The organism is Serratia sp. CY81684 (assembly GCF_052166595.1).
In the GTDB taxonomy this organism is placed as follows: Bacteria; Pseudomonadota; Gammaproteobacteria; order Enterobacterales; family Enterobacteriaceae; genus Serratia; species Serratia nematodiphila.
Genome location: NZ_JBJNOO010000006.1, coordinates 129,707 through 154,095, shown reverse-complemented (window position 1 = coordinate 154,095; position 24,389 = coordinate 129,707). Strand labels below are relative to the sequence as shown.

General features: G+C 61.2%; 24 protein-coding genes. 6 read left to right on the top strand and 18 right to left on the bottom strand.

Going from position 1 to position 24,389, the window contains the following annotated elements; translation table 11 throughout:
* Positions 1 to 39 precede the first annotated feature (39 nt).
* From ugpQ to ACJ8QF_RS21495, 11 genes are all read right to left on the bottom strand, one after another.
* The gene (gene ugpQ, locus ACJ8QF_RS21545) at positions 40 to 777 is read right to left on the bottom strand and encodes a glycerophosphodiester phosphodiesterase (protein ID WP_049186115.1); all 738 of its coding nucleotides are present in this window, start codon (positions 775 to 777) and stop codon (positions 40 to 42) included.
* Positions 777 to 1,847: a sn-glycerol-3-phosphate import ATP-binding protein UgpC gene (locus ACJ8QF_RS21540; protein WP_004934406.1), complete on the bottom strand. Its 1,071-nt coding sequence runs from the start codon at positions 1,845 to 1,847 to the stop codon at positions 777 to 779. The genes ugpQ and ACJ8QF_RS21540 overlap by 1 nt, the downstream gene beginning before the upstream one ends.
* Before the next feature lie 5 nt (positions 1,848 to 1,852).
* On the bottom strand, positions 1,853 to 2,698 hold the full coding sequence (ugpE, locus tag ACJ8QF_RS21535) for a sn-glycerol-3-phosphate ABC transporter permease UgpE (RefSeq protein ID WP_004934403.1): 846 nt from the start codon (positions 2,696 to 2,698) through the stop codon (positions 1,853 to 1,855).
* Entirely contained in the window at positions 2,695 to 3,582 is an 888-nt protein-coding gene (gene ugpA, locus ACJ8QF_RS21530) for a sn-glycerol-3-phosphate ABC transporter permease UgpA (RefSeq protein WP_015376293.1), read from the bottom strand. The genes ugpE and ugpA overlap by 4 nt, the downstream gene beginning before the upstream one ends.
* A gap of 78 nt (positions 3,583 to 3,660) precedes the next feature.
* The gene (gene ugpB / locus ACJ8QF_RS21525) at positions 3,661 to 4,980 is read right to left on the bottom strand and encodes a sn-glycerol-3-phosphate ABC transporter substrate-binding protein UgpB (RefSeq protein WP_004934396.1); all 1,320 of its coding nucleotides are present in this window, start codon (positions 4,978 to 4,980) and stop codon (positions 3,661 to 3,663) included.
* A 187-nt stretch (positions 4,981 to 5,167) separates the two neighbouring features.
* A complete protein-coding gene (locus tag ACJ8QF_RS21520) occupies positions 5,168 to 6,355 on the bottom strand; it encodes an aminotransferase-like domain-containing protein (RefSeq protein ID WP_004934394.1) in 1,188 nt (395 codons plus the stop codon).
* Between the two features lie 44 nt (positions 6,356 to 6,399).
* A complete protein-coding gene (gene livF / locus ACJ8QF_RS21515) occupies positions 6,400 to 7,101 on the bottom strand; it encodes a high-affinity branched-chain amino acid ABC transporter ATP-binding protein LivF (RefSeq protein ID WP_015376292.1) in 702 nt (233 codons plus the stop codon).
* A gap of 1 nt (position 7,102) precedes the next feature.
* On the bottom strand, positions 7,103 to 7,873 hold the full coding sequence (gene livG / locus ACJ8QF_RS21510) for a high-affinity branched-chain amino acid ABC transporter ATP-binding protein LivG (protein ID WP_265261782.1): 771 nt from the start codon (positions 7,871 to 7,873) through the stop codon (positions 7,103 to 7,105).
* On the bottom strand, positions 7,870 to 9,153 hold the full coding sequence (locus ACJ8QF_RS21505) for a high-affinity branched-chain amino acid ABC transporter permease LivM (RefSeq protein ID WP_049241602.1): 1,284 nt from the start codon (positions 9,151 to 9,153) through the stop codon (positions 7,870 to 7,872). Before ACJ8QF_RS21505 ends, livG begins: the two co-directional genes overlap by 4 nt.
* The gene (livH, locus tag ACJ8QF_RS21500; RefSeq protein ID WP_015376290.1) at positions 9,150 to 10,076 is read right to left on the bottom strand and encodes a high-affinity branched-chain amino acid ABC transporter permease LivH; all 927 of its coding nucleotides are present in this window, start codon (positions 10,074 to 10,076) and stop codon (positions 9,150 to 9,152) included. The genes ACJ8QF_RS21505 and livH overlap by 4 nt, the downstream gene beginning before the upstream one ends.
* Before the next feature lie 117 nt (positions 10,077 to 10,193).
* Complete coding sequence (locus ACJ8QF_RS21495) at positions 10,194 to 11,309, bottom strand: branched-chain amino acid ABC transporter substrate-binding protein (RefSeq protein WP_265261783.1); 1,116 nt, start codon at positions 11,307 to 11,309, stop codon at positions 10,194 to 10,196.
* Positions 11,310 to 11,714: 405 nt separating this feature from the next.
* On the opposite strand from ACJ8QF_RS21495, the gene panM reads away from it, so the two are divergent.
* From panM to ACJ8QF_RS21480, 3 genes are read left to right on the top strand one after another with little or no spacing between them, the layout of a single operon-like run.
* A complete protein-coding gene (gene panM / locus ACJ8QF_RS21490) occupies positions 11,715 to 12,107 on the top strand; it encodes an aspartate 1-decarboxylase autocleavage activator PanM (RefSeq protein WP_004934355.1) in 393 nt (130 codons plus the stop codon).
* Positions 12,104 to 13,321 (top strand): DUF3142 domain-containing protein, encoded by a 1,218-nt coding sequence (locus ACJ8QF_RS21485; protein ID WP_325962710.1) that lies wholly within the window; start codon positions 12,104 to 12,106, stop codon positions 13,319 to 13,321. The genes panM and ACJ8QF_RS21485 overlap by 4 nt, the downstream gene beginning before the upstream one ends.
* Positions 13,322 to 13,364: 43 nt before the next feature.
* Positions 13,365 to 15,383, top strand: coding sequence for a hypothetical protein (locus ACJ8QF_RS21480; RefSeq protein WP_325962771.1), 2,019 nt, complete (start codon positions 13,365 to 13,367; stop codon positions 15,381 to 15,383).
* Positions 15,384 to 15,446: 63 nt separating this feature from the next.
* Here the strand turns inward: ACJ8QF_RS21480 and rpoH are convergent, their stop codons facing one another.
* The 4 genes from rpoH to ftsY all read right to left on the bottom strand — a co-directional run bounded on the left by rpoH (position 15,447) and on the right by ftsY (position 19,855).
* Entirely contained in the window at positions 15,447 to 16,304 is an 858-nt protein-coding gene (gene rpoH, locus ACJ8QF_RS21475) for an RNA polymerase sigma factor RpoH (RefSeq protein WP_004934345.1), read from the bottom strand.
* A gap of 317 nt (positions 16,305 to 16,621) precedes the next feature.
* Positions 16,622 to 17,575: a permease-like cell division protein FtsX gene (gene ftsX / locus ACJ8QF_RS21470; RefSeq protein WP_004934340.1), complete on the bottom strand. Its 954-nt coding sequence runs from the start codon at positions 17,573 to 17,575 to the stop codon at positions 16,622 to 16,624.
* Positions 17,565 to 18,236: a cell division ATP-binding protein FtsE gene (ftsE, locus tag ACJ8QF_RS21465; protein WP_004934337.1), complete on the bottom strand. Its 672-nt coding sequence runs from the start codon at positions 18,234 to 18,236 to the stop codon at positions 17,565 to 17,567. The genes ftsX and ftsE overlap by 11 nt, the downstream gene beginning before the upstream one ends.
* Before the next feature lie 5 nt (positions 18,237 to 18,241).
* Positions 18,242 to 19,855, bottom strand: a complete 1,614-nt coding sequence (gene ftsY, locus ACJ8QF_RS21460; protein ID WP_325962711.1) for a signal recognition particle-docking protein FtsY — start codon at positions 19,853 to 19,855, stop codon at positions 18,242 to 18,244.
* Between the two features lie 242 nt (positions 19,856 to 20,097).
* Between ftsY and rsmD the strand changes: the two genes are divergently transcribed.
* On the top strand, positions 20,098 to 20,718 hold the full coding sequence (gene rsmD / locus ACJ8QF_RS21455; RefSeq protein ID WP_015376284.1) for a 16S rRNA (guanine(966)-N(2))-methyltransferase: 621 nt from the start codon (positions 20,098 to 20,100) through the stop codon (positions 20,716 to 20,718).
* Positions 20,708 to 20,980 (top strand): DUF1145 family protein, encoded by a 273-nt coding sequence (locus ACJ8QF_RS21450; RefSeq protein ID WP_004934327.1) that lies wholly within the window; start codon positions 20,708 to 20,710, stop codon positions 20,978 to 20,980. The genes rsmD and ACJ8QF_RS21450 overlap by 11 nt, the downstream gene beginning before the upstream one ends.
* A gap of 3 nt (positions 20,981 to 20,983) precedes the next feature.
* Here ACJ8QF_RS21450 and ACJ8QF_RS21445 read toward each other — a convergent pair whose 3' ends face one another.
* Positions 20,984 to 21,340, bottom strand: a complete 357-nt coding sequence (locus tag ACJ8QF_RS21445; protein WP_015376283.1) for a DUF2500 domain-containing protein — start codon at positions 21,338 to 21,340, stop codon at positions 20,984 to 20,986.
* 160 nt (positions 21,341 to 21,500) lie between these two features.
* Here ACJ8QF_RS21445 and ACJ8QF_RS21440 point away from each other — a divergent pair, with 160 nt between their 5' ends.
* Positions 21,501 to 22,127 (top strand): lysoplasmalogenase, encoded by a 627-nt coding sequence (locus tag ACJ8QF_RS21440; protein ID WP_015376282.1) that lies wholly within the window; start codon positions 21,501 to 21,503, stop codon positions 22,125 to 22,127.
* A gap of 40 nt (positions 22,128 to 22,167) precedes the next feature.
* On the opposite strand, the gene ACJ8QF_RS21435 is transcribed toward ACJ8QF_RS21440, so the two are convergent.
* Positions 22,168 to 22,545, bottom strand: a complete 378-nt coding sequence (locus tag ACJ8QF_RS21435) for an AprI/Inh family metalloprotease inhibitor (protein WP_325962712.1) — start codon at positions 22,543 to 22,545, stop codon at positions 22,168 to 22,170.
* A gap of 55 nt (positions 22,546 to 22,600) precedes the next feature.
* Positions 22,601 to 24,064: a serralysin family metalloprotease gene (locus tag ACJ8QF_RS21430; RefSeq protein ID WP_033631502.1), complete on the bottom strand. Its 1,464-nt coding sequence runs from the start codon at positions 24,062 to 24,064 to the stop codon at positions 22,601 to 22,603.
* Positions 24,065 to 24,389 lie beyond the last annotated feature (325 nt).

Here is a 24,389-nt window from a genome sequence, read left to right as displayed (position 1 = left end):
GCGGCAAGGCTTGTCGTCGCAGGATTCATCGGCGCCAGATTAGAACTCCGGGCCAATCAAATCTATCCGGTCGGTGCAAATGCAGTCAACGCCCCAGTCGAGCAGCAGGCGCGCGCGATCCGGCTGGTTAACGGTATACACCAGAATGCGCAGACCGGCGTCTTTCAACGCTGTCACCCGTTCGGCAGTCAGCGCCTTGTGGTCGATATGCAGCGAGACGCAGTCCAGACGTTCGGTCAGCTCGCGCCAGTTGTCGTCCCAGTCCTCCAGCAGCAAGCCGCGCGGCAAATCCGGCACGGTGCGTTGCGCCGCCGCCAGCGCTTCCACCGAGAAGGAGGAGAGCAGCGGGTCGGTCTGCCCTTGCCACAGCAGCCGTGCCGCCAGCGCCACCACCCGGCCGGTTTCGTCGTCGCTGCCGGTGGTCGGTTTGATCTCGATATTGGCCATCAGACCGTGTTCCCGGCAGCGTTCCGCCACCTCCGACAGCAGCGGCAGCCGCTCGCCCTTGAAGGCCGAGCTGTACCAGTTGCCGGCGTCCAGCTGCACCAGCTTATCCCACGGCAGCTCGCCCGCCACGCCCCAGCCGTTGCTGGTGCGATCCAGCGTATCATCATGCAGCAGGAAAATTTGTCCGTCCTGCGCCAGTTTGGCATCGAACTCGATCATCTTGTGGCCGTGGCGCGCGCCGACGTCGATCGCCGCCAGGGTGTTTTCCGGCGCCAGAGAACCGCCGCCGCGGTGGGCGACAATATGAGGGTAAGGCCAGGGTCTCGTCATCAATCCATCCGTAATCCGCTGTGGGTGTCAAAGAAGTGCAACGCCTGAGCAGGCAGCTGCAAATATAGCGTACTGCCCGCCGCCGGCAAGGTTTCATGCGACAGCCGCGCGATCACCCCGTGGCCGCCCCACTGGCCGTGCGCCAGATTGTCGGCCCCCAGCAGTTCCAGCGTCTGCAGCTGCAGCGGCACGCCCTGGCCTTGCGCCACCCGCTGAATATGCTCCGGCCGAATGCCCAGCGTCAACTGCCGCCCCGCCCACTGCGGCTTGGCCGCCGGCAACGGCAGCGCCATGCCGTCCGCCAGCAGCAGCTGGCCGCCGTCGGCGCTCAGGGTGCCGGGCAGCAGGTTCATCGCCGGCGAGCCGATAAAGCCGGCGACGAACAGCGAAGCCGGCCGCTGATATACCTCGCTCGGGGTGCCGATCTGCTCCGCCACGCCCTTGTTCATCACGATCACCCGCTGCGCCAGCGTCATCGCCTCCACCTGATCGTGGGTCACGTACAGGCTGGTGGTTTTCAGGCGTCGGTGCAGCTGTTGCAGCTCCAGGCGCATCTGCACCCGCAGTTTGGCGTCCAGGTTGGACAGCGGCTCGTCGAACAGGAATACCGCCGGTTCGCGCACGATGGCGCGCCCCATCGCCACGCGCTGGCGCTGGCCGCCGGATAGCTCGCGGGGTTTGCGCTTGAGCAGCGGCTCCAGCTCCAGAATGCGCGCCGCCTCCTCCACCCGCTGGCGGATATGATCCTTGCCGAAACCGCGGATCTTGAGGCCGTAAGCCATGTTGTCGTACACGCTCATGTGCGGATAGAGCGCGTAGTTCTGGAACACCATCGCGATGCCGCGATCCTTGGGCTCCAGATCGGTCACGCGCCGGGTATCGATATAAATATCGCCGCTGGTGGTGCGTTCCAGCCCGGCCACCATGCGCAGCAGCGTGGACTTGCCACAGCCGGACGGGCCGACCATCACGATGAACTCACCGTCCGCCACATCGAGATCGATCTGTTTGATCACCGGCGTTTTACCGTCGTAAGACTTGGTGACCGCCTGTAGTTTTAATCCTGCCATCGTCGTTATTTCTCGCTATCAACCAGACCGCGCACAAACCAGCGCTGCATCAGAAGCACCACCGCCAGCGGTGGCAATAAAGTCAGAATCATCGCCGCCATCACCTGGTTCCACTGGGTCGGCGCGCCGGAAGTGGAGATCATGCTCTTGATGCCCGCTACCGCGGTGCCCATCGAGGCGTCGCTGGTGATCAGGATCGGCCACAGGTATTGGTTCCAGCCGTAGATAAAGGTGATGACGAACAGCGCCGCCAGATTGGTTTTCGACAGCGGCAGCACGATGTCCCAGAAGAAACGCATCGGCCCGGCGCCGTCGATGCGCGCCGCCTCCAGCAGCTCATCCGGCAGCGTCATGAAGAACTGGCGCAGCAGGAAGGTGGCGGTGGCCGAGGCCATCAGCGGCAGCGTCAGGCCGGTGTAACTGTCCAGCAGGTTGAGGTTGGAGATCACCTCCACCGTCGGGAAAATGCGCACCTCCACCGGCAGCATCAGGGTGAGGAAAATCAGCCAGAAGAACAGGCTGCGCAGCGGGAAACGGAAATATACGATGGCGTAAGCCGACAGCACCGACACCGCGATCTTGCCGCAGGTGATCGCCAGCGCCATGATCACACTGTTCAGCAGCAGCAGCGAGAACGGCACTTTGAGGTTGCCCACGCCGCCCTGCCAGATATTGCGGATGTTCTCCCACAGGTGGCCGCCGGGCACCAGCGTCATCGGCACCTGAAACACCTGTTTGTCGTCCAGCGTGGCGGCGACAAAGGCCACGTACAGCGGGAACAGCACCACCAGCACGCCGATAATCAGCATCACATGGCTGAAGATGTCCAGCCCGCGTCGATTCTCAATCATTGGTAGCGCACCTTACGTTCAACGAAGCGGAACTGGATCACCGTCAGGCCGATCACCAGCAACATCAGGATCACCGACTGCGCGGCGGAGCTGGAGAGATCCAATCCGGCGAAGCCTTCGCGGTAGATCTTGTAGATCAACGTGGTGGTGGACTGCACCGGCCCGCCGCCGGTGGCGGCGTCGATCACCGGGAAGGTATCGAAGAAGGCGTACACCAGATTGACCACCAGCAGGAAGAAGCTCACCGGCGCGATCAGCGGCAGCACCAGATGGAAGAAACGCCGCACCGGGCCGGCGCCGTCGATGGCCGCCGCCTCCACCAGCGAACGCGGGATCGACTGCAGCGCCGCGAGGAAAAACAGGAAGTTATAGCTTATCTGCTGCCATACCGAGGCCAGCACCACCAGGAACATCGCCTGGCCGCTGTTTTGCGCATGGTTCCAGTTATAACCCAGCCCATTGAGGAAGTGGGTGATCAACCCCAGACCGGGGTTGAACAGAAAGATCCACAGCACCGCCGCCACCGCCGGCGCCACCGCGTAGGGCAGGATCATCAGCGTGCGATAGAGGCGGCTGCCGCGCAGCACGTAGTCCACCAGCGCAGCGAAGAACAGCGAGACCGCCAGCCCGATGCCCGCCACCAGGAAGCTGAAGATCAGCGTGGTGTAGAACGAGTCGAGGTAGTAAGGATCCTGGAACAGCTGCTTAAAGTTATCCAGCCCGACAAACTGGCTGGACAGGCCGAACGGATCGAGACTCTGCACCGAATACCACAGCGCCTCGCCGGCGGGCCATAAAAAGAAGACGGCGGTAATCAGCAGCTGCGGCAGCACCAATGCATAGGGCAACCAGCTGCAGCCGAAACCGGGACGGGAAGATGACATAGCAGTTAAACCATTAATCGGGCACGGAAGGATCGGCGTGAAGACGCGAGCCCGGTCCGCCGGGCCCGCGACGCAGGGTTATTTGGTTGATGCTTCGAAGCGACGCAGCAGCACGTCACCGCGCTGCACGGCGGCGTCCAACGCCTGCTGAGGCGTTTTCTTGCCGGTCCACACGCCTTCCAGCTCCTCATCAACCACGCTGCGGATCTGCGGCATGTTGCCCAGGCGCAGGCCCTTGGTGAACGGCAACGGCGGCTTGTTCAGCATCTGGCGAGTGGCGACGTCGGCGCCCGGGTTCTTGTCATAGAAGCCCTGCTGCTTGGTCAGGTCGTAAGCCGCGGTGGTGATCGGCAGATAGCCGGTCTTCTGGTGCCATTCGGCGGCGATTTCCGGCTGCGCCAGGTACTGCAGGAATTCGGCTACGCCCTTGTAGGTGGCGGCGTCTTTGCCGTTCATCACCCACAGGCTGGCCCCGCCAATGATGGCGTTCTGCGGCGCGTTTTTCGCGTCAGCGTCGTAAGGCATCATGCCGACGCCGTAGTTGAATTTGGCGTAGTGCTTGATGTCCGCCAGCGAACCGGATGAGGCGGTGGTGATGGCGCAATCGCCGTTGTAGAACTTCTCGGTGGATTCGTCTTTGCGGCCGAAGTAGGTGAAATCACCCTTCTTGTTCATCGCTTCGAGCAGCGCGATATGCTTGACCTGCAGCGGTTGGTTGAACTCCAGCTTGGCACTGGTGCCGCCGAAACCGTTGTTTTCGCTGGCAAACGGCACGCCGTGCCAGGCGCTGAAGTTCTCCAGTTGGATCCAACCCTGCCAGCCGCTGGCGTAACCGCACTTCATGCCGGCTTCGCGCAGCTTGGCGGTATCTGCCGCCAGTTCCTGCCAGGTTTTCGGCGGTTGATCCGGGTTCAGGCCGGCCTTTTTGAAGGCGTCTTTGTTGTAGTACAGCACCGGCGTGGAGCTGTTGAACGGCTGCGACAGCAGATGCCCGCTCTTGTTGTCGGTGTAATAGCCGGCCACCGTCGGCACGAACACCGATTCGTCGAAGTTGATACCGGCCTCTTTAAACACTTCGTAGACCGGCTTGATGGCTTTGCTGGCCATCATGGTGGCGGTGCCCACTTCGTAAACCTGCAAGATCGCCGGCGCCTTGCCGGAGCGGTAAGCGGCGATACCCGCCGCCAGGCTCTGTTCGTAGTTGCCTTTATAAACCGGCACAATCTTGACGTCGCTGTGCGACTGGTTGAAGCGATCCGCCAGAGAGTCCACTTCTTTACCCAGTTCGCCTTCCATCGAATGCCAGAACGGGATTTCTGTCGCCGCCAGCGCCTGGGCGCTGACCGCCAGGGTCAATGCGACGCACAGCGTGGTTTTGCGAATAGCGTAGGTGAGCATGCCTAACTCCTGAAAAAGCTGGTGTAAAAGCGCGTGAGCGAAAAGAATCAGTTTTTTGTTCGGAAGCTAACATGCCATGCGCGGATGACAGAAAAATAACCGTTAGATGACAGCCACATGACGGCAAGGTGAAGTGAAGATGGCGGTTTGATGTCGGCGGCGGGCATCGGCTCCGCCGCCGCGAGGCTTATAGCGAACGGCGCAGGCGCGCCACCGCTTCTTGCATCTGCTGCTCGGTGGCGGTGGCGAACGACAGGCGGAAGGTCGAACGATCCGGGTTGTCGGAGAAGAAGTATTCCCCCGGCACGAACACCACGCCCTGCTGCAGCGTGGTGTTCAGCCATTCGGTGGCGTTGAACGGCTGGCGGAAACGCGCCCACAGGAACATGCCGCCCTTCGGTTTATCGAAGGTGATGTAGTCGCCCAGCTCCTGCTCCACCAAACCGGCCAGGATCTCGCCCTTCTGTTTGTAGGCGGCGCGGATCTTGTCGATCTGGGCCGGCAGGCGATCCAGGCCGAGGTAGCATTCGACGATGCTCTGCGACAGGGCGCTGGCGTGCAGATCCGCCGCCTGTTTGATGATCGCCACTTTATGCAGCAGGAACGGCGGCAGGATCGCCCATCCCAGGCGCAGGCCCGGCGCCAGGATCTTGGAGAAGGTCGAGGTATAGATGATGTGGTCGGTATTGCCCAGCACCCGCTGCGACACCTGATGCAGCGTCGGGTGGCGCTCTTCGGTGAAACGCAGCTCGCCGTACGGATCGTCTTCGATGATCAGGAAGTTATGTTCGGCGGCCAGCTTCACCAGCAGTTCGCGGCGCGCGGCGCTGAGGGTGATGCCGCTCGGGTTGCCGAAGTTCGGCACCACGTACACGCCCTTGATACGCTGGGTTTTCAGCAGCTCGGCCAGCTCTTCCACCACCATGCCGTCGCTGTCGGACGAGACCGACATGATGTTGGCTTCCGCCAGTTCCAGCGTTTGCAGCGCCGCCAGGTAGGTCGGGCGCTCCACCACGAACACGTCGCCCGGGTTGACGATGGCGCGCATCACCAAATCCAGTGCCTGCTGAGAGCCGGCGGTGACCATCACCTCTTCCGCGCGCGCGGTGACGCCGCGCTCGGCGCACAGCGCGCAGATGCGCTCACGCAGCAGCGGGCTGCCCTCGGTCAGGCCATACTGGAACGCGCTTTTCGGCTGTTCGGTGATCGCCTGCTGGGTGGCAATGCTCAATCCTTCGAAATCGAACAGCGCATCAGAGGGGATGCCGCCCGCCAGCGAAATGACGTGTTCCATCTTGCTGTGCTTAAGCAATTCACGGATGGCCGAACTTTTTACGTTAACGATGCGCTGCGCGAGTAACCCTTCTGTCTTCATTTCTTCTTCTCGTACCTGATTATTTTAATTCGTAGGGGGGCGGATTAACCGCCCAGATACGCCGACCTCACTGCTTCGTTGGCTAACAATGCAGCCCCCGTATCTTCCAACACCACGCGGCCGTTTTCCAGCACATAACCGCGGTCCGCCAATTTCAGCGCCTGATTGGCGTTTTGCTCCACCAGGAAGATGGTCATGCCCTCTTCCCGCAGTTGCTGAATGATGTCGAAAATCTGCTGGATGATGATGGGCGCCAGCCCAAGCGAAGGTTCGTCGAGCAGCAGCAGCTTCGGCTGGCTCATCAGCGCGCGGCCGATGGCCAACATTTGCTGCTCGCCGCCGGACATGGTGCCGGCGCGCTGGCTTCGGCGCTCCAGCAGGCGCGGGAACAGCGTGAACACCCGTTCGATGCGCTGTTGATACTGGTGACGATCGGCGAAGAAGCCGCCCATCGCCAGGTTTTCTTCCACCGTCATGCGCGAGAAGACGCGCCGCCCTTCCGGTACGATCGCCACCGCTTCACGCATGATGCGCGAGGTTTGCCACTGGGTGATGTCCTGGCCCTGAAAGACGATGCTGCCTTCGCTGGCGCGCGGTTCGCCGCACAGGGTGCCGAGCAGCGTGGTTTTACCGGCGCCGTTGGCGCCGATTAACGTCACGATTTCACCCTGACTTATCGTGAGACTGACCTGATGCAGCGCCTGAATTTTGCCGTAATGGGCGGATACCTGATTGAATGACAACATATTATTCTTCGCCCAAATAAGCCCGGATCACGTCCGGGTTGTTACGGATCTCCGCCGGTGTGCCCTGCGCCAGCGGCGTGCCCTGATTCACCACGTAAATGCGATCGGAAATGCCCATCACCAGCTTCATGTCGTGCTCGATCAGCAGCACCGAGACCTTATACCGATCGCGCAGCTCGACGATCAGATGATCCAGCTCGTCGGTCTCTTTCGGGTTGAGGCCGGCGGCCGGTTCGTCCAGCATCAGCAGCTCCGGCCGGGTCACCATGCAGCGGGCGATCTCCAGCCGACGCTGCTGCCCGTAGGCCAGGTTGCCCGCCGAACGGTTGGCCATCGATAGCAGGCCGACGCGCTCCAGCCACTCCGCCGCGCGCGCCAGCGCCTCGGCTTCGGCGCGGCGGAAGGCCGGGGTTTTCAGCAACCCGGCGAACACGCCGCTTTTCAGGTGCTGATGCTGCGCCACCAGCAGGTTCTCAATCACCGTCATTTCACGGAACAGCCGCACATGCTGGAAGGTGCGTACCACGCCCATACGGGCAATGGCCTGCCCCGCCAGCCCTTCCAGATGGCGATCGCGCAATTTGATGGTGCCGCCGCTCGGGCGGTAAAAACCGGTCAGGCAGTTGAATACCGTGGTTTTACCGGCGCCGTTGGGGCCGATCAGCGACACGATTTCGCCTTCGTTCAGCGTCAACGCCACATTGTTGACCGCCAGCAGCCCGCCGAAACGCATCGACAGGCCTTCCACCTGAAGTAAAGGTTGAACGCTCATGCCTGTTCCCCCTTGCCCGCGTGAATGTCCGCCGCCTGCAGCTTCAGCTGCGGCCGTTTCATCGGCAACAGCCCCTGCGGCCGCCAAATCATCATCAGCACCATCAGCGCACCCAGCAGCAACATGCTGTATTCATTCAGATCGCGCATCAGCTCGCGCGACACCACCAGCAGGATCGCCGCCAGAATGACCGCGAACTGCGAGCCCATGCCCCCCAACACCACGATCGCCAATACGAAGGCCGACTCGACGAAGGTGAAGGATTCCGGGCTGACGAAACCCTGGCGCGCGGCGAACAGCGTGCCGGCAAACCCGGCGAAGGCGGCGCTGATGGTAAAGGCGGTCAGCTTGATGCGCGTCGGGCTGAGGCCCAGCGAGCGGCAGGCGATCTCGTCTTCACGCAGCGCTTCCCAGGCGCGCCCGAGCGGCATGCGCAGCAGGCGGTTGATGACGAACAGCGTCAGCACCACCAGCAGCAGCGCCACCAGGTACAGGAACACGATGCGATCGCTCGGATCGTATTTCAGGCCGAAGAAGTTATGGAAGGTATCCCAACCGCCGTCGCGCACGCTGCGGTTAAATTCCAGGCCGAAAAAGGTCGGTTTCGGGATCTGGCTGATGCCGTTCGGCCCGCCGGTGATCTCGGTATTGTTCAGCAGCAGGATGCGCACGATCTCGCCGAAGCCGAGCGTCACGATCGCCAGGTAGTCGCCGCGCAGCCGCAGCACCGGGAAACCGAGCAGGAAGCCGAAGGCGGCGGTGACGATACCCGCCAGCGGCAGGCTCTCCCAAAATCCGAAACCGTAATAGTGATTCAGCAGCGCGTAGGTGTAGGCGCCGATGGCGTAGAAACCGCCGTAGCCGAGCACCAGCAGACCGGACAAACCCACCACCACGTTGAGGCCGAGGCCCAGCATCACGTAGATCAGCGTCAGGGTGGCGATATCCACCGTGCCGCGCGACACCAGGAACGGCCAGGCGACCGCCGCGACGATGAGCAGAGCCGCCAGCAGCTTTTGCCGCGGCGTGGTGCCGTCGAAGCTCGGCAGCACGAACGCCGGGCCGGAGACCTTTTTCAAGCCCTGCTGCAGCAGCGGGCGCAACAGCTGGAAGAAAAAGACGATGACGCAGCCGATGCCGATCCACATCCAGCGCACTTCCGCCGCGCCGTGCACCACCAGTTTGGTGCCGTCCAGGCTGAGCTGCATGCCCATCAGGAACGACGCCATCACGAACAGCACCGCCGTGGCGATCAGCGCATTAAGCAGATTGAGTTTCATACTTTCTCAACCTCCGGACGCCCAAGAATGCCGGTCGGCATGATCAGCAGCACCACGATCAGCAACGCGAACGACACCACGTCTTTGTATTCGGTGCTCAAATAAGCGGAGGTCAGCGCTTCCGCCACGCCCAGCACCAGGCCGCCGATCATCGCGCCGGGAATGCTGCCGATGCCGCCCAGGACCGCAGCGGTAAAGGCTTTCATACCGGCCATAAAGCCGATGTAAGGGTTGATGACGCCGTAGAACTGGCCGAGCAACACCCCGGCCACCGCCGCCATCACCGCACCGATGACGAAGGTCAGCGAGATCACCCGGTCGGTGTTGATGCCCAGCAGGCTGGCCATCTTCAGGTCTTCCGCGCAGGCGCGGCAGGCGCGGCCCATGCGTGAATAGCGGATAAACAGCGTCAGCGCCAGCATCGCCAGGAAGGTCACGAGCCAGATGGTCAGCTGCATGGTGCTGATGGTGGCGGCGAAGCCGTTGCTTTCCCCCAGCACCCACTGGCCGGTCACCAGGCTGGGCAGCGCCAGATCGCGCGAACCCTGCGTCAGGCTGACATAGTTTTGCAGGAATATCGACATGCCGATGGCCGAGATCAGCGCAATCAGGCGCTTGGAGTTGCGCACCGGTTTGTAGGCTACCCGCTCGATGCTCCAGCCGTAGGCGCTGGCGATGACGATCGAGACCAGGAACGCGGCGCCGATCAGCAACCAGCCGACGTCGATGCCGAGCATCATCAGGGCGGCGATAACGATAAAGGAGACATAGCTGCCGATCATGTACACCTCGCCGTGGGCGAAGTTGATCATGCCGATGATGCCGTAAACCATGGTGTAACCGATGGCGATCAATGCATAGGTGCTGCCCAACGTTAAGCCGTTGAACATCTGCTGCAGAAAATAGAGGAGCTGCTCTGACATACTCTGAACCCTTGGCTGCGAAACCCGCCGACGGAGAACCGGCGGGTAAAGGGAGACGGGGCCGGCAAGCCGACCCGCCGGGCGCAGCAAACTGCGCCCCACCCTAATCATTATGGCTTATTTGATCGGTGTGGACGTGCCGTTGGCATGCCACTCGAACACGCCGAACTCGAAGCCTTTCAGGTCGCCCTTGTCATCCCAGCTCAGCGGCCCCATCACGGTGTCCACCGGTTTGCCGGTTTTCAGATCCTTGACGATGTCCGCCGGCTCCTGGCTGCCGCTGCGCTCCATCCCGGTGGTCAGCGACTGCAGCGCGGCATAGGTAGTCCAGACGAACGGGCCGGTCGGATCCAGCTTCTTGGCTTTCAGCGCATCGACGATCGGCTGGTTGGAGGGCACCTGATCGTAGCGTTTCGGCAGCGTCACCAGCATGCCTTCCGAGGCGGCGCCGGCGATGTTGGACAGCGAGGAGTTACCCACGCCTTCCGGCCCCATGAAGCGGGTGGTCAACCCGGCCTGTTTGGCCTGACGCAGGATCTGGCCCATTTCCGGGTAGTAACCGCCGAAATACACGAAATCGATATTCTCTTTCTTCAGGCGCGCCACCAGGGTGGAGAAGTCTTTGTCGCCGGCGGTGATGCCTTCGAACATCGCCACTTCGGTGCCCTGTTTTTTCAGGCTGTCGCGCACCGAGCGCGCCAGGCCTTCGCCGTATTGCTGCTTATCGTGCACCACGGCGATGCGCTTCGGCTTGATATCGCTGAGGATGTATTTGGCGGCGGTCGGGCCCTGATCCGAATCCAGACCGGTGGTGCGCAGGATCATCTTGTAGCCGCGAGTAGTCAGATCGGCGTTGGTGGCCGCCGGGGTAATCATGATCACGCCTTCGTCTTCATAGATATCGGACGCCGGCTGGGTGGAAGAGGAACACAGGTGGCCAATCACGTAACGAATGCCGTCGTTGATCACCTTGTTGGCGACCGCAACCGCCTGTTTCGGATCGCAGGCGTCGTCGTATTCCACGCCGACCAGCTTGTCGCCCTTGATGCCGCCCTTGGCGTTGATGTCGGCAATCGCCTGGCGCGCGCCGGTAAACTCCATATCGCCATACTGCGCGACCGGGCCGGACATCGCCCCGACGATCGCCACCTTGATGTCTTTCGCCATAGCCGCCTGGCTCATGGCCATCGCAATGCAACCCGCCAGCAGTGCCTTACCTGTTGTTAATTTCATCCGCAAATCCCCATCTGTCGTTGTGAACGTACCTGTTGTGTTTGCCTGCGCCCGATCGTTATTGACCGCTTTTGTTATAAGTAATAATGATTTAGGCGCTTTTTCGGCATCATTTTATAATAAGACTTTATTTTTCATGCCATTAAACAGGAATTTTCTGCTGCAAATCAACTTCATCAGGCAGAAACAAGCGGTGTAAACAGGATAAAATTCGAATTAAATCTGCGCCGTTTACCTTGAGGCGTAGCGCGTTGTGCTGGTTAACAATCCCTTTACTAACTATTTACTCGGAAAATGCCCCGTGCAAAAAACATATTGCACAGTAATCGTACAGAAAAACTTACACAACGCTCTGCACAAGATCTATTACACTGTCGGCATCATTTAGCTGCGCGGAAATTCTGCATGAAACTGACCATCGAGCGCCTGACCGCGCTGTCCCCGCAAGACCTTATCGATCTCGGTAAAATTTGGCCGCATCAGCAGCCGGAACAGTGGCAGAGCTGGTTGAGCGGCGGCAAGGCGCTGTTCGCCGCCCGCTTCAACGAGCGTCTGCTGGGCGCGGTGAAAATTGCGCTGCAGGATGACCGCGCCGAGCTGCAGGACTTGCTGGTGCGCGAAGTGACGCGCCGCCGCGGCGTCGGTCTTTACCTGGTGCAAGATGCACAGCGTCAGCTGCCGCAGGTCGCCCATTGGCAGCTGTCGACCGCCGGTCTGGCGCCGCGCGAACGTGGGGAAGTCGATAACTTCATGCGCGCCTGCGGCTTCGCGCCGCAGGGCGATCTCTGGCAAAAATGAAACGCCGGTTGGCGGCGCTGGTTTTGATTGCGCTGGGGTTGGCGGCCTGGTTCGCCGGGCGTCAGCAGGCGCTGCGCCAGGCCTCAGGCTGGGATCAGCAGGTTTACGTTTGGCAGCGGGTTTGGACACCGCAACACGCCGATGCACTGGCGCGCAGCCGCGATCTGTTCGCCGGGCTGCGGGTGCTGGCGCTGCAGGTGCATCCACGCGAGGGCTGGCGGGAAATCCCGGCCGATCTCAGCCTGCTGAAGCAGGACGGCCGCCCGCTCTGGCTGGTGGCGCGCCTCGACGGCCAGCTGCCGCAGCTGGACCAGGAAGCCATTATCCAGCGGCTGCTGGCGCTCACCCAACGCTGGCAGGCGGACGGGCTGCACGTCACCGGCGTCGAGATCGATCATGACGCCGCCACCGCCCGCCTGCCGGACTATCAACGCTTTCTGCAGCGGCTACGCCAACGGCTGCCCGCCGCTTTGCAACTCGGCATCACCGCCCTGCCGGCCTGGATCGGCTCGCCCGACCTGCCCGGCGTACTGCAACAGGCCGACAGCTCCGTCCTGCAGGTGCATGCGGTGCTCTCGCCGCAGCAGGGGCTGTTTGACGGCCCCTTGGCGCTACGCTGGGTGCGGCAGTACGCCGCCGTCACACCGAAGCCGTTTCGCGTCGCGCTGCCGGCCTACGGCATGGCGCTGCTGGGGTTTGATGCGCAGGGCGCGCAGGTGGAGAGCGAATCCTCGCTGCGCGTGGCGGGCAACGGCCGCGAACTGACGGTCGCGCCGCAGCAGATCGCCGATTTTCTGCAAACGCTGGCGCAGAAAACGCCGCCCCGGCTGCGCGGCATTATCTGGTTCCGCTTGCCGCTGGCGGACGATCGGCGCGCCTGGTCGCTCGCCACGCTGCGAGCGGTGATCGAACGGCGGCCGCTGAATGTCGACTGGCAGGTAAAATTTAGGCCTCAGCCACAGCAAAACGGGCTGTATGATCTGATAATTCATAACAACGGGCCGGTGGACGCCCCGCTGCCGCAAGAAGTCATCATCCGCGCCGACGACTGTCTGGCGGCGGACGCGGTCGGCAACTACCGGCTGGAATCCGCACCGCAACGGCAACGCTTTATTCGCATCAGCGGCGATCAGCTGCGCGCCGGGCAATCCCGGCCGCTGGGCTGGCTGCGCTGCCAACAACTGACGCCAGGAGGCACCCTTGTCACACCTTGATACGCGCGCGGCACGGAACACCCGCCGCCTTCTTCCGCTGGCCATGCTGATCGGCGCCGCGCTGGCGCTGCCGCTGAACGGCTATGCCTGCGGCCCGGATTTTCCTAACCGGCTGCTGATCGATCGCAACGGCACCCTGCTGTATATGCCGGAGGGCAATTTCGCCTTCGAAGCCGGTCGGCTGGTGCCGGCAGACAGTCAGTTGCCGCACTGGCAGGCCCCGCCGCCGCCGATGCCGCCGAAACCGATGCCGCAATCGCCGGAAACGATAGCGATCGGCAAAATGCGCGCCGCCAAAACGGTGGAAGAGGCTGACGCCGTCAATACGCAAGGGTTGTCCAACGCTGCGCGTCTCTATCAACTGGGCGCCGTGGCTTTCGCCAGCCACGATCCGCGCGCCGCAGACTATTTCCAGCAGGTGCTGAAGCTACCGACCGCCGAGCAGGGCGATTGGGGGCTGCGGGCGCAGTATTCGCTGGGGCGGGTACTGATGGCGGACCACGGAACGCCGGTGAATGAATCCGGTGAAACAGCCCCCGCCGCCGAGCATCCGCCAAAAGCCGCGCTCGAACAGGCGCTGGCAGCATTCCAGCAGGTGATCGATCGGGTGAAAAACGGTACCGCCGATCCCGATCAGCTGGCGCTGAGCAGCCTTGGGCAACAGGCGCGCATCCACCTGTGGCTGGGTGACGTCGCCCCCGCCGCCCACCTGTACGCACAGCAGGCGGCACAGGGCGATCCGAGCGGCGGGCAGTCGCTGCAGTACGTTTCCAGCTTCCTGGTCAATCCCGACCATTTGGACACGCTGAAGCAGGTTATCGGCGATCCGTTGATCCAACAGCTGGTGACCATTGAGCTGTTCGCCCGCAGCGGCAACCTGCAAATGGCGGATACCGACGGCAACGGCCGCTCCGCACAAATCATCAACCAGATCCTGACGCTGCTGGACGGCTCAGTGAAAAGCGGCTTCGCCGGCAGCGATCGGCTGGCGGCATTGGCTTACCGCTCCGGGCAGTACCCGATGGCGGCAAGCCTGCTGAAAAACGCCGGCGACAGCGGCCTGGCGTGGTGGCTGCGCGCCAAAATGGCGCTGCGCGACGGCGATGTGAAAGCCGCCACCGCCGCCTACGCCAAGGCGGCAAGCGCATTCCCCACCGACGAAAGCTGGGGCGAGCAACGCAACGCCGACTTTGTTGCGGAAACCATCGTGCCCGAATGCCGGGTGGCTGGCGAACAGGCCATCCTGGCGCTGAACCGCGGCGATTATCTGCAGGCGATGGACCTGCTGTATCGCGGCAAGGCGCTCTATTGGGCCGACGTGGCCGATGTGGCGGAGCGAGTGCTGACCGTCGATGAGTTGAAAGGCTTTGTCGATAAGCACGCCCCGGCGCCGACGACGCCGCTCAAGCCGGTTAACCCGGACGACTACGGCGGCCAGCAGATCACGCCGGAGGTGCAGCTGCGCGAACTGCTGGCGCGGCGGCTGATGCGCGCCGGAAGAGCGCCGGAGGCGCTGGCCTACTTCGATATCCCCAACTACCGGCAGGCGGCGCAGCAGTACGCCGACGAGCTGAAGGCCGCCAAGGACAAATCCGCCGCACCGCTGGCTCGTGCGCAGGCTTACTATCGCGCCGCCAACCTGCTGCGCGCCCAGGGGCTGGAGTTTACCGGCTATGAGATGACGCCGGACTACGCCATCTATGGCGCCGGCTATTCCTATCTGGGGGATGCGTTCGATACCCGCGAGCTGAAGCACAAAAGTTGGATCGACAGTGCGGAAGCGGCACGCGCCAAGGCGGCGCTACCGGCGGAAGACAACCGTTTCCTGCACTATCGCTGGCAGGCGGTTGGGCTGGCGCAGCAGGCGGCCGATCTGCTGCCGCCGAAGAGCCAGGCCTATGCCGCCGTGCTGTGTAACGCCGCCAGCTGGGTTATCAAGCGCGACGCCAAAACTGGCCGGGCACTTTATCAGCGCTACATCAACACCGGCACCCGCTACCCGTGGGCGGCGAAATTCGGCTACGATTGCCCGGCGCCAGACTTTGCCGCCGTGGCGCCATAGCGCCGGATTTCAGGCACTAAAAAGCCCGGCTTGCCGGGCTTTTTTATCGAATCTCGCATCGACTCAGGCTTCGATCGCCATTTTCAGTTTCTTCATGGCGTTCTTTTCCAACTGGCGCACGCGCTCGGCGGAAACGCCATACTGATCGGCCAGCTCCTGCAGCGTCGACTTGTTGTCGTCGTCCAACCAACGGGCACGAATGATATGCTGGCTGCGCTCGTCCAAACCTTCCAGCGCATAGGCCAGTTTGTCTGCGGCGTTGCTTTCCCAGTTATCTTCCTCGATGCCTTCGGCGAAGTCCGAGCTCTTGTCCTGCAGGTACAGCACCGGCGCCATCGACTGGCCATCGCGGGCCTCGTCGTCCGGAGTCGGATCGAACGTCATGTCCTGCGCCGCCATGCGAGATTCCATCTCGCGCACGTCTTTGCTGGTTACGCCCAGCTCACGGGCCACCAGTTCCACTTCGTCCTGGTTGAACCAGCCCAAACGCTGTTTGGTTTTGCGCAGGTTAAAGAACAGCTTGCGCTGCGCTTTGGTGGTCGCCACTTTCACGATGCGCCAGTTGCGCAATACGTACTCGTGGATTTCCGCCTTAATCCAATGCACCGCAAAGGAAACCAGACGCACGCCGACTTCAGGGTTGAAGCGGCGAACGGCTTTCATCAGGCCGATATTGCCTTCCTGAATCAGATCCGCCTGCGGCAGACCATAGCCTGAATAGTTGCGGGCAATATGAGCGACAAAGCGCAGGTGAGACAGGATGAGCTGCTTAGCGGCATCCAGATCGCCCTGATAATGCAGCCGTTCAGCCAGCTCCCGCTCTTCCTCTGCCGTCAGCATCGGATAGGCGTTGGCTGCCCGGATATAGGCTTCCAAGCTACCTTGGGGTACTAAGGCTAAAGTTTGCATTTCTTTGGTCATTCAAACCCTCTCTATGAGAATACAAAATCATGCAGGTGATTATTACAGCGGGGAAATGATTGATTCTACGGCAGTTGCTGAAGCAAAAGCGGTTCCACACGCCGGGCACCTTAACATTTGCTGCAATTTTTGACCGTACTCCGCCCTAAAAGTTCACCCTTTTTTGCAAGCATTGTTGCTGACAATACGTGACGAAGGTGCAGGCCGATAGGGAATTTGTGCGCTAAGAAGAGAGGGATGGTGCTGACTTCGCTTGAGGTCACTCTTCTCCCGCAACGCGATCAAAAGCAGCAGGAGAAGAGTATACCAAAAAAATCTTACTGTGGTGTAAATCGGCGTAAATGTTGCACCGTCGCCAGCCAGGCGGCGATCCAGCCGATCATCGCGGAGATGATCAGCAGCAGCAGCGCCTCATCCCAGCCCAGCCCGTGCAGGGTGAAGGTGGTGCCGAATACCTTGGCTACCCCGGCGACCACCGACTCCAGCTGCCACACCAGCGCGCCGGACAGCACCAGCGACAGCAGCGCGCCGGCAAAGCCCAGCATCGCCCCGCCGTTGAGGAACGGCCGCAGGATAAAACCGTCGGTGGCGCCGATCAGTTTCATCACGTTGATGGTGTCGCGGCGGCTGAAGATGCTCAGACGCACGCTGTTGCCGATCACCAGGAACACCGCCACAATCATCAGCACGCCGATAATCGCCGCGATCTGGCCCGCCAGCCCGGTCAGCGCCGCCAGGCGGGCAAACCAGCTGTCATCCATACGCACTTCTTCTACGCCCTGCACCGCCGCCACGCGATCGCGCAGGGTGTTGAGGGTGTCCGAACTCTGGAAGCTCAGCTTCGGCGTGACGATCGCCACCGCCGGCAGCGGGTTCTCTTCCAGCATGTCCAGCGCGCCGCCAAAGCCCGACCAGTTGCGGAACTCGCCGCGCGCTTCTTCACGCGACAGGTAGTTCACCTTCTCCACGCCGGCTTCCGCCTTGATGGCGTCGAGCACTTTCAGCGCGGCGTCGTCATCGAGCGATTTATCCAGATAGACGGTCAGCTGCGGCGTTGGATACCACTGGCTGGCCGCGGTGCTGACGTTTTTCCACACGATATAGCACACGCTCGGCAGCGTCAGGGAAATGGCGATCACCATCACCGTCAGCAGCGTCGCCAACGGCTGACGCAGCATGTCTTTGATGGCGTTCATCCAGGCGTAACGCCACTGTTCGCGCCAGCCGCCGCGCAGCGCCTTGCTCTTGGCGGTTTTTGCGTTATTGGCCATGATGAGCGCCTCCTTGCATGCGGCCCTGGCTCAGCGTCAGGATGCGGTAATTGCGGCGGGCGATAAGCCCGGTGTCGTGCGTCGCCATCAGAACGGTCACGCCGACGCGGTTGAATTCTTCAAACAGGCGCAAAATGCCTTCCGACAGCGCATCGTCCAGGTTACCGGTCGGTTCATCCGCCAGCAGCACCGCCGGCTTGTTCACCACCGCGCGGGCGATGCCCACGCGCTGCTGCTCACCGCCGGACAGCTGAATCGGGAAGTTCTTCGCTTTATCCAGCAGACCGACCTTATCCAGCGCGGCGGAGACGCGGCGACGGATGTCTTCGGTGCTGGCGCCGGCGATGATCAGCGGCATCGCCACGTTGTCATACACCGTGCGATCCAGCAGCAGGTGGTGATCCTGGAAGATCATGCCGATCTGCCGGCGCAGGAACGGCACCTCGCGGTTTTTCAAACGGCTGATGTCGTGGCCGCCAAACCAGATGTGGCCGGCGCTGGGCCGTTCGATACCGCAAATCAGTTTCAGCAGGGTACTTTTCCCCGCGCCGGAATGGCCGGTCAGAAACGCCATTTCCGCCGGGCGCAGATGGAAATCAACCCCCTGCAGCGCTTGCCGTCCGCCCAGATAAGCTTTACTGACCTGTTCAAAGCGAATCATCCGTATTAATCCTCTCGGGCAAAAAGTGCCTCAATAAAATCGTCAGCCTTAAACGGCCGCAAATCTTCGATGCCTTCCCCGACGCCGATATAGCGAATCGGGATACCGAACTGATCGGCGATGGCGAAGATCACCCCACCCTTGGCGGTACCGTCCAGTTTAGTCAGCGTGATGCCGGTTAAGCCCACGGCCTCATTAAATAATTTCGCCTGACTGACCGCATTCTGGCCGGTGCTGGCATCGAGCGTCAGCATAACCTCATGGGGGGCCTGGTCGTCCAGTTTTTTCATGACGCGGACGATCTTCTTCAGCTCTTCCATCAGGTGCGATTTATTCTGCAGACGGCCGGCGGTATCGGCGATCAACACATCGATGCCGCGCGCCTTGGCGGCCTGCACCGCATCGAAGATCACCGAAGCGGAATCCGCGCCGGTATGCTGCGCCACCACCGGAATGCGGTTGCGTTCACCCCACACCTGCAGCTGCTCCACCGCCGCGGCGCGGAAGGTGTCCCCCGCGGCCAGCATCACCGACTTGCCTTCCGCCTGGAACTGGCGCGCCAGCTTGCCGATGGTGGTGGTTTTACCCACGCCGTTCACGCCGACCATCAGGATGACATACGGGGTTTTCCCGCTGACATCCAGCGGCTGATCGACCTTGGCCAGAATTTCGGACATTTCCTCCTTCAGCTTGCCGTACAGCGCTTCGGCGTCTTTCAGCTGCTTGCGGCTGGCGTGCTGGGTCAGGGAGGTGATGATTTTGCGCGTGGTGTCCACGCCAACGTCAGCGATCAGCAGCTGTTCTTCCAGCTCGTCGAACAGGTCGTCGTCGATCTTTTTACCGCGGAACAGCCCCATAAAGCCGGAGCCGAGGTTCTGCTTGGTCTTCAGCAGGCTGCGCTTCAGGCGCGCGAAGAAGCCCTCTTTGGTCGGGCGCTCTTGCTCTTGCGCAGCGGCCGGCACGACGGGTTCCAGCGGCTCTTCTTCCGCTTCCGGCACTGGCTCAACGACTGGCTCGGGTTCAACAACCGGTTCCGGTTCAACGACTGGCTCGGGCTCAACGACCGGCTCGGGTTCGACGACCGGCTCAGGTTCGACGACCGGCTCTGGCTCGACGACCGGCTCAGGCACAACGACCGGCTCGGGCTCGACGACCGGCTCTGGCTCGACAACCGGCTCGGGTTCGACGACCGGCTCAGGTTCGACGACCGGCTCAGGCTCAACGACCGGCTCAGGCTCTACGACCGGCTCGGGTTCGACAACCGGCTCGGGTTCGGTGACAGGTTGCTGCTGCGCCGCCACCTGTTCGGTGACGCTGACGATCTCTTCGGCCAGCGCTTGCGCCGCCGGATGCTCGGCCGCTGCCGGCAGATTTTCCGCGATTTGCTCGCCGGCCTGACCGTTATCCCACTCTCCCGGGGTGTCGACGGAGGCGGCAGGTTCAGATTCCTGGGCGGGGAGCTTGTCATCCAGCTTGGCGGTGACCGGTTCAGCCGGCGTCTCCGCGGCCTGAGGTTCCGCCTGCTCTACCGACGGCTCAGGTTGCTGTTGCTCTTCTTCCTTCTCCTTCTGGCCAAACCCCAGCCAGGAGAAAAACCCACGTTTCTTATCTTTTGCCATGTTATGACTCTACTCCGTACCGAAGGCTCGCTTACCCTCCATACCTGAAGGATATATGCTGACAATAATCCGCCGAGTCTATCACTTTCCCTCGCCCAGCAACACGCATCCGGCATGCTTTCCGGCGTGAAATCAGACAACAACGTTTTACCGTTCCCCCCGACGCCCGTCACCGGTAGAATAGGGACAACTTTTCGTTAACCTCGGCGGCCCCGCGCCGCGAAAGAAACCAAACAACGCTTATGACAAGACTCTCGCCACGGGCGGCGGCCAAAAAACCGCCCCAGGCCGCAGCCGGACAGATCCGCATCATCGGCGGCCAATGGCGCGGTCGCAAACTCCCGGTGCCGAACAGCCCGGGGCTGCGCCCCACCACCGATCGGGTACGCGAAACCCTGTTCAACTGGCTGGCGCCGGTGATTCAGGGCGCGCGCTGCCTCGACTGTTTCGCCGGCAGCGGCGCATTGGGGCTGGAAGCGCTGTCGCGCTATGCCGGCAGCGCCACGCTGTTGGAATTCGAGCGGCCGGTGGCGCAGCAGCTGGAAAAAAATCTGGCGCTGCTGCAGGGCAAAGGGGTGGTTATCAACACCAACGCGCTGAGCTGGCTGGCGGGCGATGGTCAACCGTTCGACGTGGTGTTCCTCGATCCGCCGTTTCGCAAAGGCCTGCTGGCGGAAACCGCCCTGTTGCTGGAGCAACGCGGCTGGCTGGCCGACGAGGCCTGGATCTATGTAGAAGCCGAGGCGGAAAGCGCCGCGGCGGACGTGCCTGCCAGCTGGCAGCTGCACCGGGAGAAGGTCGCCGGCCAGGTGGCCTATCGCCTTTATATTCGTTCGCAAGAGAAAACCGACCATGTTGATTAATCTGGGCCGCCTGCTGATGCTGTGCGTGTGGGGCTTCCTGCTCTCTAACCTGTTCCATCCGTTTCCCAAGCCGCTGAAGTATTTCATCGACGTGGCGCTGTTCTTTATGGTGGTGATGCACGGCCTGCAGCTGGTGCTGTTGAAATCCACCCAGCCGAAGGATCAGCCGATCAGCTACTGGCAAGAGGCCAAGATCTTTATCTTTGGCGTGTTCGAGCTGCTGGCCTGGCAAAAGAAACAGCCGCCCATCAAGAAGAAGTGACCGCTACGGCTGAGCGGTGAACGAGACGAAGCGCGTGCCCTGCATGTTCAACGTGCCCTGCGCGCCTTTTTCTATCGGGTTGTACTGCCATTGCTTCAGCCGCAGCTGGATGTCTTCACCTCCCTGTACCGGGCTGAACACCACCTCGTAATTCATCGGTTCATTGACCAACGGCTCGCGCTGCGGCGCGCGGGTCTTGGTGACCGGCACCGCGCGTTTGTCGCTCACCGTCACCTGCAGACTGCGCATCGGCGCGCGATCGTTTTCCGCCTCCTGCTGCCGCTGCTTGAAGTAGCGTTGCGTGGCCAGCACGGCGATCAACGCAATCACGGCGACAAAAAATAACGGTGGCTTACTCATCGGTTTCCCATTTCCTTCGCGGCTAAATCAGCGTAAACATAGCATTCTCAAGAAAGCATTGTCGATCGCCGGCAGGCTACCTACACTGAAATGAAGAAGTGACATTGGTGACAGTTTGGAGCCGGTTGTTGCGGCTCCCTCATACATAAGGAAGACATTAATGAGTTGGCCGTTCCTTGCCGTATTCTTTTCCGGTTGGCTGTTCGTCGACGCCTCTTACCGTGGGCCGCGCTGGCAGCGCTGGGTGTTCAAACCCGTCACGCTGCTGCTGCTGTTGCTGTTGGCCTGGCAGGCGCCGGTGCTCAGCGCTGCGGGTTATCTGATCGTACTCGGCCTGCTGGCGACGCTGATCGGCGACGCATTGCTCCTGTTGCCGCGCGAACGGGTGCTGTACGCCATCGGCGCCTTTTTCCTGTCCCACCTGCTGTACACCCTGAGTTTCGCCAGCCAGATGACGTTCAGCCTGTTCTGGCCGCTGCCGCTGGCGCTGCTGGCGATCGGCGCACTGCTGCTGGCCACCGTCTGGACCCGGCTGGAAGAGATGCGCTGGCCGATCGTTACCTACGTAGCGATGACGCTGCTGATGGTCTGGCTAGCGGGCGAACAATATTTCCTGCGCAGCACCGATTTCGGCTTCTCGCTGCTGACCGGCACCTCGCTGCTGCTGCTGGCCAACGTGGTTTGGCTGCTCAACCGCTACCGCTTCACCTTCCGCGCGGCGGACGCCATCGTGGCTTTCTGTTACTTCTCCGGCCACTTCCTGATCGTGCGTTCGCTCTACCTGTAGAGGCCTACCGCGGGTTCGGCGCGCCGAACCCGTTTCTTCATCAAGCCAGCGCTTTCAACGTCAAAGCATCATCCGCACCCAGCTGATTGCGGTACAGATCGCCGTCGCGCGAGAAGAACGCCAGCGTGCTGCCATCCGCCCGCAGCAGGGCGATGCCGTCCGGAGCCGGGCGCCAGCCCACGACTTCCACCGCAAACACGCTCTGCAAACACTGTTGCCGATCCACCAGCTGATAGCCGTTGGTCTCGCTTTGTTCATGCGCCAGAAACTCGATTTGGCATTGCCGTTCGCTGTCGGCCACCTGCCATTGTCCCGCCAGCGACTGCGCGGTCGGCAATGCCAAACTGCCGGCCATCACCGCACTCGTCACCATCATGCCACCCGCCGCCAAAGCGGTGCGCGCTAAAGTACCTTTCATACCGGGCTCCTGCATCACGCCCGGCCGAGACTGCGCCGGGCGTTCCGTTGCTGTGTTACACGATAAAGTCCGTGGCGACGTCTACCTGGCCGACGATTTTCACCAGGAAGTCCGGCGCCTGATGCCCGCCGATGTTCACCGACAAATCGGTCACGTTGCTGGACGCGTTGTAGCTCAGCAGCGCCTCACCGGCCGTGCCGCTGAAGTGATCGACGAAGTGAATGAAATCGCTGCTCTGCGCTTCTTTATTGAAGAACGACAGGTCAATTTTGTCGATCCCTTTCTGGAAGTCGCGGATCCAGTCGGAAGCACCCGGTGCGGAATCGCTGGCGGCAGAGAACACAAAGATGTCTTTGCCGGCACCGCCCCACAGTTCATCCGCCCCGCCGCCGCCGAACAGCACGTCGTTACCCGCGCCGCCTTTCAGCACGTTGTTGGCCGCGTTGCCGACGATCACGTCGTTGCCGGAACCGCCGATGGCGTTCTCAATGGTCACACCGGCGGCGATCGAGACGTTGCCCTTCAGGCCGCCCACGTCGGAGAACGATTTCTCATTCAGGTTGATGCGCTGGTTAGCGGTATAACCGGAGAAGTCGAAGGTATCGTTACCACCCGCATCCCAGGCCGCAAAGATCACTTTCTGCGAATTGCTGGTGGTGCTGAGGAAGTCACGACCGGTATTGGAGTTAAAGCCGTACACGGTGTCGCCGGTGCGGGTCGACAGGTTGGCGCCATACAGATGCTGAATGGCGGCAATGTCATCCAGCAGCGGAGCCGCGGCATAGTGACCGCCGTTGTCGCCACCGGTGTTGGTTTCACTCCAGTAGCTCATCAGGCTGAACTGGCGGGTATCTTCCGCATAGGTGACGTCGTTATAGGTCGGGTTGCCCTCACCGGCGTTATAGTCGCCCGGGTGGCTCAGGCCCAGCGCATGGCCAATCTCATGGGTGAACGTCTGGCGGCCGTAGTCTTCGGTCGCCGGATGCTTCACGTTGGATTGGTTGACGTTGTACCAGGTCTGGCCACCCAAATCCTGGCCCTGCCAAATGGTGTTCGGCAGGAAGGCGTAGGCCTGGGTACCATAATCATAGTGGCCGGGACGATCCTGGCTGTAATTGCCGAAGGTGATATTGGCCTTTTGACCGGCCGCCACTTCGGTGAAGGTGATATTGGCGACGTCGGCCCAGGACTGCAGCGACAGCTTAGCCTGCTGCTGCTGTTCCGCGCTGAACTTGCTCAGCCCGGTATCGCCGGCGACGTTGGTGGAAGAGAACTTATAGTCCGGGAAGGAGAAGGTTAATTTGACCGGCTGGCCAAATACCTTGTAACCGTTCCAGGTTTGGTTCTCGCGGGTAATAAACAGCCCAGCTTGCTCGTTAGAAAATGAATCCTTGCCATTAATCTGAATCCCGTTACCCCGCTCATGATAATGCAGCAGGTCATCTACAGCATCGTAGCCGGTTGTCGCGGCCGCAAGGCTGGATTCAGTAATTTCAATTGCCTTTTTAGTAGATTGCATTGGTTCGATTCCACTCATTACCTGATTGATATCAATCAGACAGATAGACATAACCTCCCCGTAAGCCACGGTTAATAAACCTTAAGCTTGCTGGAAGGGGCTTATGCGCCGTTACCGGCAGTGTGTTAGGTAGAATTAATGCATATATATCAGCAAATAAGATCACCATTAAAAATGGTAATCGATTCCAATTATAGGCAGGGTCGCAAAACTGCACATAAAATAATCAACCATTTATTATCGCAACGAAAGTTTGTTATGCTGCTTTTTAGGTTTCTTTACAAAGCAAATGAAACTTGATGAGGATAAGTTGGCACCAAACTTC

Coding starts and splice junctions, on each gene's coding strand:
- ugpQ (WP_049186115.1), bottom strand. CDS start 777: ATGACGAGACCCTGGCCTTACCCTCATATTGTCGCCCACCGCGGCGGC.
- ACJ8QF_RS21540 (WP_004934406.1), bottom strand. CDS start 1,847: ATGGCAGGATTAAAACTACAGGCGGTCACCAAGTCTTACGACGGTAAA.
- ugpE (WP_004934403.1), bottom strand. CDS start 2,698: ATGATTGAGAATCGACGCGGGCTGGACATCTTCAGCCATGTGATGCTG.
- ugpA (WP_015376293.1), bottom strand. CDS start 3,582: ATGTCATCTTCCCGTCCCGGTTTCGGCTGCAGCTGGTTGCCCTATGCA.
- ugpB (WP_004934396.1), bottom strand. CDS start 4,980: ATGCTCACCTACGCTATTCGCAAAACCACGCTGTGCGTCGCATTGACC.
- ACJ8QF_RS21520 (WP_004934394.1), bottom strand. CDS start 6,355: ATGAAGACAGAAGGGTTACTCGCGCAGCGCATCGTTAACGTAAAAAGT.
- livF (WP_015376292.1), bottom strand. CDS start 7,101: ATGTTGTCATTCAATCAGGTATCCGCCCATTACGGCAAAATTCAGGCG.
- livG (WP_265261782.1), bottom strand. CDS start 7,873: ATGAGCGTTCAACCTTTACTTCAGGTGGAAGGCCTGTCGATGCGTTTC.
- ACJ8QF_RS21505 (WP_049241602.1), bottom strand. CDS start 9,153: ATGAAACTCAATCTGCTTAATGCGCTGATCGCCACGGCGGTGCTGTTC.
- livH (WP_015376290.1), bottom strand. CDS start 10,076: ATGTCAGAGCAGCTCCTCTATTTTCTGCAGCAGATGTTCAACGGCTTA.
- ACJ8QF_RS21495 (WP_265261783.1), bottom strand. CDS start 11,309: ATGAAATTAACAACAGGTAAGGCACTGCTGGCGGGTTGCATTGCGATG.
- panM (WP_004934355.1), top strand. CDS start 11,715: ATGAAACTGACCATCGAGCGCCTGACCGCGCTGTCCCCGCAAGACCTT.
- ACJ8QF_RS21485 (WP_325962710.1), top strand. CDS start 12,104: ATGAAACGCCGGTTGGCGGCGCTGGTTTTGATTGCGCTGGGGTTGGCG.
- ACJ8QF_RS21480 (WP_325962771.1), top strand. CDS start 13,365: ATGCTGATCGGCGCCGCGCTGGCGCTGCCGCTGAACGGCTATGCCTGC.
- rpoH (WP_004934345.1), bottom strand. CDS start 16,304: ATGACCAAAGAAATGCAAACTTTAGCCTTAGTACCCCAAGGTAGCTTG.
- ftsX (WP_004934340.1), bottom strand. CDS start 17,575: ATGGCCAATAACGCAAAAACCGCCAAGAGCAAGGCGCTGCGCGGCGGC.
- ftsE (WP_004934337.1), bottom strand. CDS start 18,236: ATGATTCGCTTTGAACAGGTCAGTAAAGCTTATCTGGGCGGACGGCAA.
- ftsY (WP_325962711.1), bottom strand. CDS start 19,855: ATGGCAAAAGATAAGAAACGTGGGTTTTTCTCCTGGCTGGGGTTTGGC.
- rsmD (WP_015376284.1), top strand. CDS start 20,098: ATGACAAGACTCTCGCCACGGGCGGCGGCCAAAAAACCGCCCCAGGCC.
- ACJ8QF_RS21450 (WP_004934327.1), top strand. CDS start 20,708: ATGTTGATTAATCTGGGCCGCCTGCTGATGCTGTGCGTGTGGGGCTTC.
- ACJ8QF_RS21445 (WP_015376283.1), bottom strand. CDS start 21,340: ATGAGTAAGCCACCGTTATTTTTTGTCGCCGTGATTGCGTTGATCGCC.
- ACJ8QF_RS21440 (WP_015376282.1), top strand. CDS start 21,501: ATGAGTTGGCCGTTCCTTGCCGTATTCTTTTCCGGTTGGCTGTTCGTC.
- ACJ8QF_RS21435 (WP_325962712.1), bottom strand. CDS start 22,545: ATGAAAGGTACTTTAGCGCGCACCGCTTTGGCGGCGGGTGGCATGATG.
- ACJ8QF_RS21430 (WP_033631502.1), bottom strand. CDS start 24,064: ATGCAATCTACTAAAAAGGCAATTGAAATTACTGAATCCAGCCTTGCG.